The sequence below is a fragment of the Desulfovibrio desulfuricans genome (genome assembly GCF_024460775.1).
GTDB lineage: Bacteria > Desulfobacterota > Desulfovibrionia > Desulfovibrionales > Desulfovibrionaceae > Desulfovibrio > Desulfovibrio desulfuricans_E.
This window is the reverse complement of record NZ_JANFYZ010000001.1, coordinates 380,809-395,100: the sequence shown is the minus strand read 5'-3', so window position 1 is coordinate 395,100 and position 14,292 is coordinate 380,809. Positions and strand designations below refer to the sequence as shown.

Sequence of the window (14,292 nt, the reverse complement as noted above, 5' to 3'; positions counted from 1 at the left end):
AAGTCCTCACATGAAACAGGTTTATGTGATTTGGGCCTGATGTCTTCATAACGCTGAAGCAGAAATTATTTACTTTCTTTCATGAATTCACGCTACACTTGAACGTGAAAAGAATTCAAGCCCCTTTTTATAAAAAAATTGCGGCCTGCTGATTTTAAACCATCCACTCTTGGAATGGTTTAAAATCAGCAGGCCGCAATTTTATCAGCGGGAGTAAAAAGGGATATTGAAACGCTAAATTATATTTTGCTGCACAACTACTGTTGCGTCATGGAGGCATCAATTCGCCCAGTGACGTTGTCCTTGATCCACTTGGGGTCAAGCCACTCAAGGGGGGTCACTTCCACGCCGCCCACCAGAATGCCAAAGTGCAGGTGATCGCCAAAGGCAAGGCCTGTGCTGCCGGTATGGCCAATAAGCTGGCCTCTCTGAACCACATCGCCCACTTTTACAACCTGATCGTTGAGGTGGGAGTAAATGGACATGAGGCCAAGGCCATGGTCAATGACAATGAGGTTGCCGTAGATGCCAAGGTTGCCGCAGAAGACCACTCGGCCGCTGTTGGCGGCGGGCACCTCGGCATTGCGCACCGAGGCAAGGTCAAATCCCAGATGATAGGATTCGCCCACGGGCTTGCCCTGATAGTTGAAGAAACGGTGGTCGCCAAATCCGGCGCGCGGGGCAGAGCGTGGCAAACGCTCAAAAACGCCGCTCCACAGCATGGCCGCGGCAGTGTCCCGTCCAATTTCGCGCAAAGCCTGCACATTGGCGGCGCGCACCTGATTGTTGATATACAGGTAGCACTCCAGCGGGTTTGCTGCATCGGGGGCCAGATCGCGCAGCTTGCTTTCAACCGCCATCAGGAAGTTGTCCGTCACTTCAATGCTGTCGCTTTTGAACGTTCTTTCAAAAGACATGACCGTGAGATGGCTCTTGGTGACGTTGCCCGCAAGGTCTGTGGCCGTGATCTCAACGCTGTTCTTGTAGTCTCTGGCGGTCATTGTGTACGGGAAAGGGAAAAAGCAGAGGTAGCTGCCGTCTTTTTGCATGTAGCCGGGCACAAAGTAGCCCGCCACCAGAACGCCGCTGCTGCTCACATCTTCATCAATGGTGTAACGCACTACAGCGGTGCCGCCCCTGCGAACGTTGGGGGGCAGGGTTTTGACAGAAATGCGCGGGGGCTGCGTATCGAGGCGCATGGGCAGTTGAACCGTGCGGGTGTTGCCTTGGCCGAATCCGGCAAGCGAGCCGTCCGTAGCGCGGATTTCAAGCTCAAAAGCACCTTCGCGCAGGTTGGCGTCCTTCATGGGGACTTCCACCTCGCGTTCAGGAATGTACTGGTCAAAGTGCTTGCTGTAGATCACGTTGAGGACGTTGTTCTTGCGCACGCCCACAGAAATGGAACGGATGCCCGAAGGATCCTTCATGCGTACTTTGAGCACGCTGGCAGGCGAGACCCTGCCTGTATTTGGCGTGACGTCAACAGTAGGGCCGTCAAGATCTTTAAAAAAAGTGTAGCCGCCCAAAACCAGAATGGCGACCACTATAATACCTAGTACCGATGAAAACAAACTTCTTTTACGCATTGCCGACTCCTCATTCTCGCTTCCCGAAGGGTTGCATAAAGAATGGCAAGTTTCAAGGGAAAGTCTGGAACTTGTCTTGATATCTCTGCAAGCCCCCCCGTTGGCGCATTGACTTGGCAGGAAAAATCTGTTTTCACTTCCGCAGTATGCAGTACAGCAAATATTCTGCGGCTGGGGGCACGCCCCGCGAGCCTTCTCCGTCCGTGGACCCAAAACGTCTGCGGCGCAGGATGGTGCGCGAGCAGCTTGAAGCGCGCGGAATCAGCGATCCGGCGGTGCTGGGGGCCATGTTTGCTGTGCCGCGCCATCTTTTTGTGCAGGAGGCGCTGCGCGCCCAGGCCTATGAAGACACGCCCTTGCCCATCGGCTACGGGCAGACCATTTCCCAGCCCTATATTGTTGCCCTGATGACCCAGCTGCTTGAAGTGCAGCGTGGGATGCGCGTGCTTGAGGTCGGCACCGGCTCCGGCTATCAGGCAGCAGTGCTTGCCACCATGGGCTGCACGGTCTTTACCGTTGAGCGCATGCGCGAGCTGTATCAGATTACTTCAGGCCTCTTGCGGCAACTGGGACTTAGGGGTATCCACATGCAGCGGCGTGACGGCACGCTTGGCATGCCCGAAGCCGCGCCATTTGACCGCATCATCGTTACTGCCGGCGGGCCGGAAGTGCCGCGCCCCCTTGTTGATCAGCTTGACGAGGGCGGCATCATGCTTATCCCTGTAGGGTCAAAGCCCCGCACGCAGCGCCTTGTGCGCGTGTGCAAAGAACAGGGGCGCGTCAGCTCCGAAGACCTGGGGCCGGTAGTTTTTGTAGATCTGGTGGGCGATCACGGCTGGTAGATACGCCGCCGTAACCGTCCGCCACAATTGAAGGAGATGTCATGGGATCCTGTTCATCCTGTTCTTCTGCGTCCTCTTGCTCCAGTGCAAAGAGCAATGGCGGCAACGGAGAGTGCAATGACCCTATGGCCAAGCAGGACCGCGTAATCGCTGACCGCTTGGGCCATATACGCCACAAAATATTTGTCATGAGCGGCAAGGGCGGCGTGGGCAAAAGCTCCGTGACCGTCAACACCGCAGCGGCTCTGGCGCGGCGCGGGTTCAAAGTCGGCATTCTTGATGTGGACATGCATGGCCCGAGTGTACCCAATCTGCTCGGCCTTACCAGCACGGTTGAGATTGACGAAGCCACCCAGCTCATGATTCCTGCGGCCTATGACGAGAACCTCTCCGTCATTTCAATGGATACGTTCCTGCAAGACAAGGATCAGGCCATTCTGTGGCGCGGTCCCAAAAAAACTTCGGCTATCCGGCAGTTTATTGCGGACGTGAAGTGGGGCGACCTGGACTTTCTGCTCATTGACTCCCCTCCAGGAACGGGAGATGAGCACATGACCGTCATGCAGTCCATTCCCGATGCCCTGTGCGTGGTTGTGACCACTCCGCAGGAAATTTCGCTGGCAGATGTGCGCAAGGCCATCAACTTTTTGCAGTACACCAACTCCAACGTGCTTGGCGTGGTGGAAAACATGAGCGGCCTTGTGTGCCCGCACTGCCATCAGGAAATTGACCTGTTCAAGAAGGGCGGCGGCGAAGATCTGGCCAAGCGCTACGGGCTCAAGTTCCTCGGCGCGGTCCCGCTGGATCCCACAACCGTGGTTGCGGCTGACAAAGGCATTCCTGTGGTGTACCTTGATGCGGAAAGCGCAGCCAAGGAAGCCTTTCTTAGCCTGGCAGATTCTATTGCCACTGCCGCTGACGGCAGCCTGGAAGCCCTTGCCAGCTCGCGCAGCTAGTTGCGCCCCTGCGGGCTTGACCCGATAGAATGCAGGCTTCCCTGGCGGCTGGTGCACGGTCGCCGGGGGAGCTTTTTTCTCCTTTTCTCCCGTGTTCTTTTGTGGTAACGCTTTAAAAAATTCGCACGGAGCGCCTGAGAGGAAGAATGCTTAATCTTGCTAATAAAATTACACTGTTACGCATTTTAATGACCCCTCTGGTTGTTTTGCTGCTCTATTTTGAAGGCCCGATGACCTGCATTTTGGCTACTCTGGCCTTTATTTTTGCCTCCCTTACCGACTGGGCTGACGGTTATATTGCCCGCCGCTCCAATATGGTTACCAGCATGGGCAAGTTTTTGGACCCGCTGGCCGACAAAGTACTGATCTGCTCGGTGCTGATCATGTTTGTGAAGCTGGACTGGGCGCCCGCCTGGGTGGTTATCATTATTGTATGCCGCGAGCTTGTGGTCACAGGCCTGCGCGCCATTGCCATTGACGAGGGCATCGTGCTTGCCGCCGACAAGTTCGGCAAGGCCAAGACCGTGCTCCAGATTTTTGCCATTGTGCCCCTTGCCCTGCATTATCCTTTATGGGGTATGGATCTGCGGTTGCTTGGCCTTGTGCTGCTCTATATAGCGCTGGTGCTGGCCGTTGTTTCAGGGGCCAACTATTGCTATGATTTTTACCGCAATACGCGTAAACAGGCAGGCTAACGGGAACAACGCATGAGTACGTTGCAGATCCGCCTGAAAAACTGCATCCAGACCATTCTGGAGCTGGAGCCCGACATGCGCGCCGGGGTCTGGGGCCGTCACTTTGATCAGGAACTGAACACCCTCAAGGATTATCTGCATCAGGTAGACCAGATGAACCTTGCGGAAGAAGACGTTACGCGGCTTGAAAAAGCCACGGCCACCTTTTTGGCCGAACTGCGTCTTTCAGCGGGTAACGGTTCTCAACCTCAACGGCTGCTGCAATAATGTTTTGGCGTACCTTCATTCTGGTTGTGCTGGGCCTGGTCAATGTGGTGTTTTTTGCCCGCATGGTCTGGGGGCCCACTGGCCTTATTGAATACCGTGAACTCAAGCACCAGTACGCCGAACTTGAAAAGCAGATTGCAGGCCTTGATGCGGAAAACCTCTCTCTGAGCCGTGAAATTCGCCTTTTGCAGTCCGACAGCCAGTATATGGAAAAAGTCATTCGTCAGCGCCTCCACTATATTCGCGATAATGAGGTGCTCTATCTTTTTGGCGATATGGCGAAAACGGGGCGGGAGCAGAAACCATGACGGAAAAAATTGAATGGTATAAAGAAGTCCTGGAGCTTGAGCCCAATTCCAAGGTCTTTTTTCCTCTGGCACGTCTGCTTTCCGAAGCTGGTCGTACGGATGAAGCCGTTGAAATTCTGGAGCAGGGGCTTGCCCGGCACGAGGAATTTCTTGAAGCCAGGCTTTTTCTCATAGAGCTGCTGCACACCGCCAATCGGCTCGAAGCCTGCGAAAAGCAGGTGGGCAGGCTGACAAAAATGTTTTCTACCTATGCAGGCTTTTGGCAGGCATGGGCCGCCTGCATCAATGCTGCTGGCGATGCGCCTGATACTGCTGCCGTGCTGCGTTTTCTGGCCCTCAATTTTTCAAAGGGTCCGGTATCATTGCACGAAGTCATCAACCAGGGGCTGGCCTCCCTGTCTGGAGCTGGAGCCGCTGCTGGCGCTGAGGCCAGTTCGCAGGCGCGTTCCGAGGCCGCTAGCCCTGCTGCTGGCCCGTCCGTACATGAGGCGACATTTGCAGCAGCTTCAACGCCTGCACGCCCGGCGGTGACTGGGGACGCAGCGCCCGTGGCAGAAGCGGCTGAGCAACTCGTTGCCGCTCCCGTCCTGGCAACCTCCACGCATGACGCGGATGCCCAGCTTGATGCTGATGTTCACATTGATGACGTTGACGCTCACGAACCCATTGATTTTGATCCTGATCTTGCCATGGCGGACGATGAGGCGCTGCCAGCAGAATTGGAAGACGGCACTCCTTCCATGCTGGCTCGCGGAGCAGATGCGTATGCCGCATATGCTGCCCCGGTCACGCAGTCCGAAGCAGTTGTTGTAGACGATGCAGATGAAGGGGAGGAGCGTTTTTCGCTGCGTACCCGCTCTATGGCCGAAGTGCTGGCAGAACAGGGTGACATCAAGGGCGCACTTGATATTTACCATGAGCTTGCTGCCGCAGCGGTACATCCGGAAGAAAGCGCTGATTTGCGTCAGCGCATTACTACGTTGACTGCGCGACTGGGCAACGCCCAGACGGTAGATCCTGTCCAACCCGCTGCAACGGCAGAACATGCCAGCGGCAAGGACAAGCTGATAAGCATGCTTGAAGCTTTGGCTGAACGTGTCGAAGCCAGGGCGCACAGTTAATGAGGGAGAACACTGTGTTGAAATCATATGTGCGTTATTTCTTTTTGCTGGCATTTGCTGCATCTCTTGTAACGGGTTGCAGTTCATACCAGCCCACCAAGAACGTCTGGAAATCCACAAAGTCGTTGTGGAACACCTATGTGAGCCCCCCGGCCACCGTGGATTTTGAAGAAAAGGGCAATCTTTCGCCCCAGGCGCTTTCCCTCACGCACAGCATGATGGGTATTGACGTAGAGCTGACCCGTCTTGAGCGGACCATGCTCAATGCCGATAAACCGCCGACGCGCGAGTGGCTTTCTTCCTTCCTTACCTCCTTTCCCTGGGTCAGTGGTTTTGCCGGGGTGAAGTACGACGGCACCATTTTGGGTCAGGAACCTGCCAATCCCATGAAGCCGCTGGATTTCATTCCGCTGCTTTATGAAGACAAAAAACAGAGCACGCGCGCCCTGCGCGCCGATGTGCAGAATTCGTCCTTTGGGCCTGAAGTTCTGCTTGCTTCTCCGCTCTATGACGGAACGGAATTCCTCGGTGTTGTTGTTGCCAACTTCGACATGCGTTCGCTCATGCAATACTCCCAGACGCCGCAGGACGTGGTCATTCTTTCGCCCCAGGCTTTGCTCTGGCCCGGAAAGTATGATTTCGCCTCGACCCCGCTTGCTGGCGTGAACTGGGACGAAGTGACCGCCAAGAGCACTTCCGGCACCTGCACCAACGTGAACGGCACCTTCTATTATAACGTGCGCTTCCTGGGTAATGTGCCTCTGATCTTTGCCGTGGCCGAGTCGGGCAATTTCCCGCAGGGCAATGGCAGTGTGGAGCAGGGGCTCGCGTTCTTCCCCAAGGATCGCCCCAAACTTACCCCGCCGCCTCACGAAGTGCGCAAGAATAAAAACCGCTTTGAGGAAGGCCTGAACGTGGACGTTACGCCTGAACAGGCCACCGCCACTGCTGATCAGCCTTCTGCCAAGCCCGCTGGCGGGGCGGACATTCAGCCCGGCAGCAAGGACAGCATGCTGCTCAAGCGTAAAAATGCCGAACGCCGCAAGGTGCAGGAACGTCAGCTTGCAGGTGAAAATGCCTCTGTTGACCGCGCACCCCGCGCGTCTGCACCCAAGAGCAAGGAAAAGCCGCCTGTCGGCCTTGGCATAGCGCCTGATGAAGATGCCGCAACCTTGCCTGGCGGTCGTCCCAGCCCCTTTGGCCCCAAGGACGGCGATGACGCTGCAAAGCCTGCCGACACCGGTAGCGTAGGCAGCGGCAAGACCGACGCCCCGGCTGCGGCGCCAGCTGCTGCCCCGGCAACAGCCAAGCCTGATTCCGCAGCCCCAGCTGGCGAAGAGCCAGCGGCACTGCCGGGTGGGCGGCCAAGCCCCTTCGGGCCACGGAACTGACGCATTCTGGATTAAACTTGCGCCGCCCCGAGGCGGCGCAAGTATTTTGGAAGATGTGCAACCTGAAAAGTCCGCATGCTGGCAAGCAGTATTGCCATGCAATTTTGTTGCGGCGGAAGATTCGTAAAGTTTTTTTGCTAACTTGGCGTTTTTTCCTTTTCAGGTGTAAAGGCTCAATTGTTCCTCTCAATTTTCTGGATGTTGTAAGGAGCCCCCAATGGCTGACATCACGGTTACGGAACACCTGCTGCTGCATCAAAAGCGTAGCCCCCAGGCAACGGGCCAGTTTACTGGTCTTCTGTACGACCTGATCCTTTCGGGAAAAAGCATTTCCCGTCGTATCGCCAAGGCTGGCCTGCTTGATATTCTCGGCGGCACGGGCGAAGTGAATGTGCAGGGTGAAGATGTGCAGAAGATGGATTCCATCGCCAACCGCATCCTGCTGTATCGCATGGAGCGTTGCGGCGCTCTCTGCGCAATGGGGTCGGAAGAAGAAGCTGAACTTGTACGCGTGAGCAAGGATTTTCCGCGCGGAGACTATATTCTTATATTTGATCCTCTTGACGGCTCGACAAATATTGATGTGAACATCAATGTCGGCACCATATTTTCCATTCTGCGCAGGCCCGAAGGCCATGCCGGCGAGGTTACGCTGGATGAAGTGCTGCAACCCGGCATCAAGCAGGTAGCCGCTGGGTATATTCTGTATGGCCCTTCCACCATGCTGGTTCTCAGCACAGGGCAGGGCGTGCACGGTTTTACTCTTGATCCTGGTGTGGGCGAATTTTTGCTGTCTCACCCTGATATGCGCATTCCCGAGCAGGGCCATATTTATTCGGTCAACGAAGGCAACTGGAAGAAATGGGATGCGCCAGCCCGTGATGCCGTCAACTGGTTCCACGGTTGCGAAACTTCGGACGGCAAGCCCTATTCTTCGCGTTATGTTGGCGCGCTGGTGGCTGACTTTCACCGCACGCTCATCAACGGCGGTATCTACATGTACCCGCCCGATGCCAACAAGCCCAATGGCAAGTTGCGTCTGATGTGCGAGGCCAACCCTCTGGCTTTTCTTGCAGAACAGGCTGGCGGCAAGGCGAGCGACGGGCATGGCCGCATACTTGAGAGGGTGCCGGACAAGCTCCATGCGCGCACCCCCCTGTACATCGGCTCGAAGCTGGATGTTGAGGCTGTGGAAAAAATCTACGCCCGTCACGCGGGCAGATAGTTTTTGCGGCAGCCCCCGCGTGTTTGCGGCGGCTGCCTTGTTGTACCGGCCTCTGACCGTAAATGGCGAACCGCATGTTGTGTTTGGGAATTGAAAGTTCTTGCGACGAAACCGCATTGGCGCTGGTTGAAGACGGGCGTCTTGTGGATGCCGTGCTTGCAAGCCAAGCCGATGTGCATGCCCTGTTTGGCGGTGTGGTGCCGGAACTGGCATCGCGCGAGCATTACCGCTTTGTGGGCGCGCTGTTTGACGAACTGATGCGGCGCAGCGGCAAGACCAATTCTGATATTGATCTTGTGGCAGCGGCGCGTGGCCCAGGGTTGCTTGGCAGTCTGCTGGTGGGCGTTGCCTTTGCCAAAGGCTTGGCTCTTGGTCTTGGCAAACCCTTTCTTGGGGTTAACCATCTGCATGCGCACCTTCTGGCAGTAGGGCTGGAGCAGGAATTGCATTTTCCGGCCCTTGGTCTGCTGGTGTCGGGCGGGCATACGCACATCTACAGGCTTGAATCGCCCTGGGATTGCCGCCTCCTTGGGCGCACCCTTGATGACGCTGCTGGTGAAGCGTTTGACAAGGTTGGCAAATTTCTGGGTCTGGCTTATCCTGGCGGCAAGCTTATGGATGCTCTGGCCAGGGCAGGGCACGCCACTCCAGCCATGTTTCCCCGGCCTTATCTTGATAATGACAATCTGGATTTCAGCTTCAGCGGCCTCAAAACAGCCGCCACCGGGCTTGCCGCGCATCAGTTGGCGGGGCAGGAATGGCCTCGTCCGCTTACAGACATTGCCCATGCGCCGCAAGCGCTCAAGGATTATTGCGCTTCATTCAACCTGGCTGTTGTGGATACCTTGTGCGCCAAGATGGCTCGGGCGCTTGACCGCAACCCCGGTGTTACAACACTGCTGATGGCGGGTGGGGTTGCCTGCAATTCACTGCTGCGTGAACGAATTGAACAGCTCATGCAAGGCAGGGGAGGCCAGGCTTATATTCCCGGCCCCCTGTTGTGTACCGATAATGCTGCAATGATTGCCCATGCTGGCTGGCTCTTGGGCGCAAGGGGTTTCAGCCATGATCTGCGTATGGAGACCATACCCCGCGGCAAAATCATACCCGATGACATGTTGTGCAGCTTGTGCTGAAAGTGTCAAGAGACCCTGCAAAACAAGAGATTGTCTTGACAGAGAGCACATTGGTATCTACTCTTAGTCAATACAGAAGCATACACTTTAAATGCGCTTCTGTTCGCGTCACAGGCCAATAGTGGCCGTGGAGCGATACAAAGCAACGTAAGGAGATAGTTATGGCTGAACAGGTCACTGACGCCACCTTTGAAAGCGTTGTGCTCAAGTCCGATCTTCCGGTTCTGCTCGATTTTTGGGCTCCCTGGTGCGGTCCTTGCCGCGCTGTTGGCCCCATCATTGACGAACTGGCCACTGAGTATGACGGCAAGGTGCGTGTCGTAAAAATGAACGTGGACGAAAATCCGGCCACGCCCACCAAGTTTGGCATCCGCGCTATCCCGACTCTTGTCCTTTTCAAAAAGGGTGAAACGGTAGAGCAGATCACAGGTGCTGTGACCAAGGCTGCCCTGAAAGACCTTATCGATACAAAGGCTCTGGCATGAAAGAATATGATGCCGTAGTCATAGGCAGCGGCCCCGCTGGCATTACGGCAGCAATGTATCTGGCCCGCTCCGGTTGCTCGGTGCTTATGCCCGAGCAACTGGCAGCGGGGGGTCAGATTCTGCAAACTGAGGCCATGGAAAACTATCCCGGTTTTCCCAAGGGCATCAAGGGTTACGAGCTGGCGGATCTTTTTGAAGCGCACCTGACCGGCCTTGATGTTGACCGGAAAGCTGCCTCTGTTGAATCCGTAACCGGTTCGGCTGGGCGTTTTGCTGTGCGCGCTGGCGGCGTGGATTACATCGGCAAGACGGTCATTGTCTGTTCCGGAGCGCACCACAAGCCGCTTGGGCTTGAGGGCGAAGATCGGCTGCGCGGCCATGGCGTTTCCTATTGCGCCATCTGCGACGGCAATTTCTTTCGCAATCAGACCGTGGCGGTTGTAGGCGGTGGTAATTCGGCGTTGGAAGAGTCGCTTTATCTTGCAAAGATTGTGGGAAAGCTCTATCTTATCCATCGCCGCGATGAATTCCGCGGGCACAAGATTTATCAGGATAAGCTTGACGCCTATGGCGACAAGATCGAGATCCTGCGCAGCAGCGTTGTGAGCCGTTTGCACGGTGAAAACGAGCTGACAGGTCTGACGGTTAAGGAACTGAAGACCGGAGAGGAACGCCATTTGCCCGTAGACGGGCTTTTCGTCTACGTGGGATATGAACCCTCCACCGGCTTTTTGCCCGCAGAGGTCGTACGTGACGCACAAGGTTTCATTATCACCGATACGGAAATGCGTACCAGCATTCCGGGCGTTTTTGCCGCCGGTGATATTCGCTCCAAACTTTGTCGTCAGGTAATCACTGCCGCCGGTGACGGCGCAACTGCCGCGCAGGCGGCGTTTGTATTTTTGGAACAGCTCCATGCATAAAAAACTGCTTCGCTCCATTTTGCTTGTCATAAGCATGTTTGCGGTTTCCGGTTGCGGCATCATTGATATGATCTATCTGCCGCCGGCGGAAGACACCGCCCAGGAGGTTTTTGAAGCCGCCAACGACGCCATGAGTGAGAAAAACTACGTGCGCGCCGTGGAGCTGTACAACAAACTTCGCGATACGTATCCCTTCAGCCCGTACACGGTTGATGCGGAACTGTCGCTTGCAGATGCCTACTTCCTTGACGAGGAATATGAGCTTGCTGCCGAAACCTACAAGGATTTCGAGTCGCTGCATCCTCGCCACGAAGCTATTCCCTATGTTCTGTACCAGACAGGCATGTCGCTCATGAAGCAGTTCCGCTCCATCGACAGGGCCACCACAGAACTCAAGGAAGCTTACGACTACTTTGACCGCTTGCGCCAGACCTTCCCCGACTCTCCCTATTCCAAGAGCGCGGAAGAACACATGCGCACGTGCCGTCAGCTCATGGCAGAACACGAACTGTATATTGCCGACGTGTTCTGGCACATGAAAAAGTACGGCCCGGCCTGGCATCGTTATGAATACATTATGAAAAACTTCAAGGATGTGCCTGAAGTTGCCGATCATGCCAAGGAAAAGAGCCTCGCTGCTTATCACAATTACCGTGAAGCGCAGTCGCAGGAAGTTCGCGAAAAGCGTGAAGGCAGCTGGAAGCGGTGGTTTACTTGGCTGTAACAATCCGTAACTGTTATTCCTGAAGGTTGTCAGATTAATACAAACCGGCTGTTTTGCAAAAAACAGCCGGTTTGTGACACATAACCCCCTGCACTTTTCTGACTACGCTTGCAATCAGCGCCTTTCGCGCGCCAACCTCTCAAATTCCGTATATTAATCCTTCTGTAGGAACCGTACTATGAACGTTATGGATAACGGCGCCAGCGAAAAAAGTCGCGCAGCCATGTTGTCGCTGCTCGCGGCATTGGGGCTTACCAGCATCAAGCTTGCGGTCGGCTTGTATACCAACAGCCTTGGCATATTGTCTGAAGCCTTGCACAGCGGGCTTGATCTGCTGGCGGCAGCGCTCACCCTTGCTGCGGTGAGAATTTCAGCCAAGCCTGCTGATTCTCGGCATCCTTACGGGCATGGCAAGGCCGAAAACCTCTCGGCTCTTGCACAGACGGTGCTTTTGTTCGCTACCTGCGCGTGGGTTGTTTATGAGGGCGTTCAGCGCCTCGCTTCAGGCTCAAGTCCTGTTGTGCCTTCGCTCTGGGGTGTTGGCGTCATGGCTATTTCCATGGCTGTTGACATCAACCGGGTACGCGTTTTGCGGCGGGTGGCCAAAAATTTCAACAGTCAGGCTCTAGAGGCTGATGCCCTGCATTTTTCCACAGATATTCTTTCTTCTGCCGTGGTGCTTGTGGGCGTGCTGGCTGTATGGCTTGCGCAGGCCCTGCAACTGCCTGCGCCCATAAGCCGCGTGCTTTCGCAGGCAGATACGGTGGCGGCCCTGCTAGTGGCTGCGATTATTTTTCGGGCGAGCATGCATATGGCCTCGGATGCCGTGAATATGCTGATGGATTCTGCTTCATCACAGGCGAGCGAAGCCATTGTGGTAGCCGTGCGAAAGATCGCGGGCATTTCCGAGGTCAGGCGGGTGCGTGTGCGCACCAGTGGACCCCAGAGTTTTGTGGATTTGACTGTGGGCGTAGCGCCGGGCTTGAAGGTCAGCGATGGGCACCGCTTCGCGCATGAGGCTGAGGAAGCCGTTGCAGGCGTTCTGCCCGGTGCGGACGTGACCGTGCACGTTGAACCCCGCAAATCGTGCCGCATTGATGAAAACAACCCCTTTGCCCTGGTGCAGGTTGCCGCATCTGAGCATGGCCTTGCGGTTCATGACGTGCATATCTTGAGCGCTGACAGCACCTGCCATATTGAGCTGCACGTTGAGCTGCCGGGACAGATGCCCTTTGACCGGGCGTACGCGCGGGTCAAGGCTTTTGAGGACACGCTGCGGGAGGCCTTGCCGGGTGTTGAAATTGTCAGCCACATGGAACCCAAGGCCCCAAGCGCTGCGCTGGAGCCGGGCGCTTCGGTTTCTGTGCCTTTTTCAGAGATGGCCTGGCGTGAAATCAAGGCCGCGGTGGAAAATGAGCCTCTGGCGGCCATGCCGCACAAGTTTTCTACCTATGTGCTGCCGGAGCAGGGGGTCTGCATTTCATTCCACTGTAATGTGAGTGTGGGGCTGTCTGTGGAAGAGGCGCACAACGTCTGCACGCGCCTTGAAAAGCGCATTCGTGCCGCTGTGCCTCAACTGGGGCGTCTGAGCATCCACATGGAACCGGCGGTTGTGTCAAATACCCCAGCGGCATAACAGCCTTAGCGTACTTGGCGGCATGCGGATTTAAAACTCGCTGCGCACAGTCCGTTTGAGTGCAGCTGGGTCCGGTATTAGCCCTGATTACGGCGCTGTTGTGATCAGCGCCGTAATCCTTTTGCTTTTGGGGAGATTCCGCTCTGTACGCGGGCTTTGAAAAAAGCGGAGCCGACAGATATTCCTGCTGTGACCAATTCTGGCTTTAAGCCTGCTCCTGCGGCTCCTGCTCAGGAGTAGTGCCGCTCTGTGACTCAGCTTCCGCGTCAGCGGCATTGAGCGTGTCGGGAGTAACGCGCTGGGGAACCGCTGTTTCAACGAGCGCGCGCCAGAGGTTATCAATGCCGTAACGGTTGCTGGAAGACGTGACGATGGGGCGGGTGCCGAGCAGCTCCTGCCATTCATTCTGGCGGTTAGCGCGCTCACGCTGGCTGCACTTGTCTGCCTTGGTCAGCACGGGCACAATATTCAGGCCGTTGGTACGGGCAAAGGAAGCCAGATTTTTGTCGAGCTTCTGGGGTTCAAGGCGGCTGTCGAGCAGCAGGGCCAAGGCCTTGAGGCTTGCGCATTCCACAAGGTACCGTTCAAGCAGGCGCGCCCATTTTTCGCGTTCTGTATGGCTTGCGCGGGCATAGCCGTAGCCCGGCAGGTCAACGAGATAAAAGTCATGGGGTGTCACGCGGTAATAATTCACCGAGCGGGTTTTGCCGGGGGTGGAGCTGACTTTTGCCAGTTTTTTGCGGCCAGCCAGCGCGTTGATAAGCGACGATTTACCCACATTGGAGCGCCCCGCAAGGGCTATCTGCGCCTCGGGCAGTGATATGAGCTGCTCAAGAGTATAGGCTGTAGTTTCAAGAGTAAGAACGGGATTCATAGTAAACCTCATGTGATACTTTAACTTTGTGTCTTGACAAGCAAGCATCTTTCAGCAAATATTTTCAATTCAGGGCTGACATTTTCAGCCAACTTCCGTATTAAGGTAGCCGCTCTTGCCGCA

General features: G+C 55.8%; 15 protein-coding genes. 13 read left to right on the top strand and 2 right to left on the bottom strand.

The annotated features are described in order from the left end of the window. Positions 1-257: 257 nt before the first annotated feature. On the bottom strand, positions 258-1,586 hold the full coding sequence (locus tag NE637_RS01635) for a M23 family metallopeptidase (protein ID WP_192111861.1): 1,329 nt from the start codon (positions 1,584-1,586) through the stop codon (positions 258-260). 230 nt (positions 1,587-1,816) lie between these two features. Here NE637_RS01635 and NE637_RS01630 point away from each other — a divergent pair, with 230 nt between their 5' ends. From NE637_RS01630 to NE637_RS01570, 13 genes are all read left to right on the top strand, one after another. Beyond that, positions 1,817-2,428 (top strand): protein-L-isoaspartate(D-aspartate) O-methyltransferase, encoded by a 612-nt coding sequence (locus tag NE637_RS01630; RefSeq protein WP_027180804.1) that lies wholly within the window; start codon positions 1,817-1,819, stop codon positions 2,426-2,428. A gap of 41 nt (positions 2,429-2,469) precedes the next feature. Beyond that, a complete protein-coding gene (locus NE637_RS01625; protein WP_227117870.1) occupies positions 2,470-3,384 on the top strand; it encodes an Mrp/NBP35 family ATP-binding protein in 915 nt (304 codons plus the stop codon). A gap of 146 nt (positions 3,385-3,530) precedes the next feature. Then, positions 3,531-4,079 (top strand): CDP-diacylglycerol--glycerol-3-phosphate 3-phosphatidyltransferase, encoded by a 549-nt coding sequence (gene pgsA / locus NE637_RS01620; protein WP_192111859.1) that lies wholly within the window; start codon positions 3,531-3,533, stop codon positions 4,077-4,079. A gap of 12 nt (positions 4,080-4,091) precedes the next feature. Beyond that, the gene (locus tag NE637_RS01615) at positions 4,092-4,346 is read left to right on the top strand and encodes a hypothetical protein (RefSeq protein WP_022658717.1); all 255 of its coding nucleotides are present in this window, start codon (positions 4,092-4,094) and stop codon (positions 4,344-4,346) included. Beyond that, on the top strand, positions 4,346-4,654 hold the full coding sequence (locus tag NE637_RS01610; RefSeq protein WP_225529809.1) for an FtsB family cell division protein: 309 nt from the start codon (positions 4,346-4,348) through the stop codon (positions 4,652-4,654). The genes NE637_RS01615 and NE637_RS01610 overlap by 1 nt, the downstream gene beginning before the upstream one ends. Continuing rightward, positions 4,651-5,775, top strand: a complete 1,125-nt coding sequence (locus NE637_RS01605; RefSeq protein WP_192111858.1) for a tetratricopeptide repeat protein — start codon at positions 4,651-4,653, stop codon at positions 5,773-5,775. The genes NE637_RS01610 and NE637_RS01605 overlap by 4 nt, the downstream gene beginning before the upstream one ends. Before the next feature lie 14 nt (positions 5,776-5,789). After that, a complete protein-coding gene (locus tag NE637_RS01600) occupies positions 5,790-7,166 on the top strand; it encodes a hypothetical protein (RefSeq protein WP_227117868.1) in 1,377 nt (458 codons plus the stop codon). A 217-nt stretch (positions 7,167-7,383) separates the two neighbouring features. Next, positions 7,384-8,391 carry a class 1 fructose-bisphosphatase gene (gene fbp, locus NE637_RS01595; RefSeq protein WP_227117866.1) on the top strand — a complete coding sequence of 336 codons (1,008 nt, stop codon included), beginning with the start codon at positions 7,384-7,386 and terminating at the stop codon, positions 8,389-8,391. A gap of 74 nt (positions 8,392-8,465) precedes the next feature. Continuing rightward, entirely contained in the window at positions 8,466-9,527 is a 1,062-nt protein-coding gene (tsaD, locus tag NE637_RS01590) for a tRNA (adenosine(37)-N6)-threonylcarbamoyltransferase complex transferase subunit TsaD (RefSeq protein ID WP_192111855.1), read from the top strand. A 161-nt stretch (positions 9,528-9,688) separates the two neighbouring features. Continuing rightward, positions 9,689-10,012 (top strand): thioredoxin, encoded by a 324-nt coding sequence (trxA, locus tag NE637_RS01585; RefSeq protein WP_192111854.1) that lies wholly within the window; start codon positions 9,689-9,691, stop codon positions 10,010-10,012. Further along, complete coding sequence (trxB, locus tag NE637_RS01580; protein ID WP_022658724.1) at positions 10,009-10,935, top strand: thioredoxin-disulfide reductase; 927 nt, start codon at positions 10,009-10,011, stop codon at positions 10,933-10,935. Before trxA ends, trxB begins: the two co-directional genes overlap by 4 nt. Beyond that, positions 10,928-11,659: an outer membrane protein assembly factor BamD gene (locus NE637_RS01575; protein WP_192111853.1), complete on the top strand. Its 732-nt coding sequence runs from the start codon at positions 10,928-10,930 to the stop codon at positions 11,657-11,659. Before trxB ends, NE637_RS01575 begins: the two co-directional genes overlap by 8 nt. A 178-nt stretch (positions 11,660-11,837) precedes the next feature. After that, positions 11,838-13,295 carry a cation diffusion facilitator family transporter gene (locus NE637_RS01570; protein ID WP_227117864.1) on the top strand — a complete coding sequence of 486 codons (1,458 nt, stop codon included), beginning with the start codon at positions 11,838-11,840 and terminating at the stop codon, positions 13,293-13,295. 205 nt (positions 13,296-13,500) lie between these two features. On the opposite strand, the gene yihA is transcribed toward NE637_RS01570, so the two are convergent. Further along, positions 13,501-14,169, bottom strand: a complete 669-nt coding sequence (yihA, locus tag NE637_RS01565; RefSeq protein WP_192111851.1) for a ribosome biogenesis GTP-binding protein YihA/YsxC — start codon at positions 14,167-14,169, stop codon at positions 13,501-13,503. Positions 14,170-14,292: the final 123 nt, after the last annotated feature.

Excerpts from the sequence above, each read along its gene's own strand:
- NE637_RS01635 (WP_192111861.1), bottom strand. The coding sequence starts at position 1,586 with ATGCGTAAAAGAAGTTTGTTTTCATCGGTACTAGGTATTATAGTGGTC.
- NE637_RS01630 (WP_027180804.1), top strand. The coding sequence starts at position 1,817 with ATGGTGCGCGAGCAGCTTGAAGCGCGCGGAATCAGCGATCCGGCGGTG.
- NE637_RS01625 (WP_227117870.1), top strand. The coding sequence starts at position 2,470 with ATGGGATCCTGTTCATCCTGTTCTTCTGCGTCCTCTTGCTCCAGTGCA.
- pgsA (WP_192111859.1), top strand. The coding sequence starts at position 3,531 with ATGCTTAATCTTGCTAATAAAATTACACTGTTACGCATTTTAATGACC.
- NE637_RS01615 (WP_022658717.1), top strand. The coding sequence starts at position 4,092 with ATGAGTACGTTGCAGATCCGCCTGAAAAACTGCATCCAGACCATTCTG.
- NE637_RS01610 (WP_225529809.1), top strand. The coding sequence starts at position 4,346 with ATGTTTTGGCGTACCTTCATTCTGGTTGTGCTGGGCCTGGTCAATGTG.
- NE637_RS01605 (WP_192111858.1), top strand. The coding sequence starts at position 4,651 with ATGACGGAAAAAATTGAATGGTATAAAGAAGTCCTGGAGCTTGAGCCC.
- fbp (WP_227117866.1), top strand. The coding sequence starts at position 7,384 with ATGGCTGACATCACGGTTACGGAACACCTGCTGCTGCATCAAAAGCGT.
- tsaD (WP_192111855.1), top strand. The coding sequence starts at position 8,466 with ATGTTGTGTTTGGGAATTGAAAGTTCTTGCGACGAAACCGCATTGGCG.
- trxA (WP_192111854.1), top strand. The coding sequence starts at position 9,689 with ATGGCTGAACAGGTCACTGACGCCACCTTTGAAAGCGTTGTGCTCAAG.
- trxB (WP_022658724.1), top strand. The coding sequence starts at position 10,009 with ATGAAAGAATATGATGCCGTAGTCATAGGCAGCGGCCCCGCTGGCATT.
- NE637_RS01575 (WP_192111853.1), top strand. The coding sequence starts at position 10,928 with ATGCATAAAAAACTGCTTCGCTCCATTTTGCTTGTCATAAGCATGTTT.
- NE637_RS01570 (WP_227117864.1), top strand. The coding sequence starts at position 11,838 with ATGAACGTTATGGATAACGGCGCCAGCGAAAAAAGTCGCGCAGCCATG.
- yihA (WP_192111851.1), bottom strand. The coding sequence starts at position 14,169 with ATGAATCCCGTTCTTACTCTTGAAACTACAGCCTATACTCTTGAGCAG.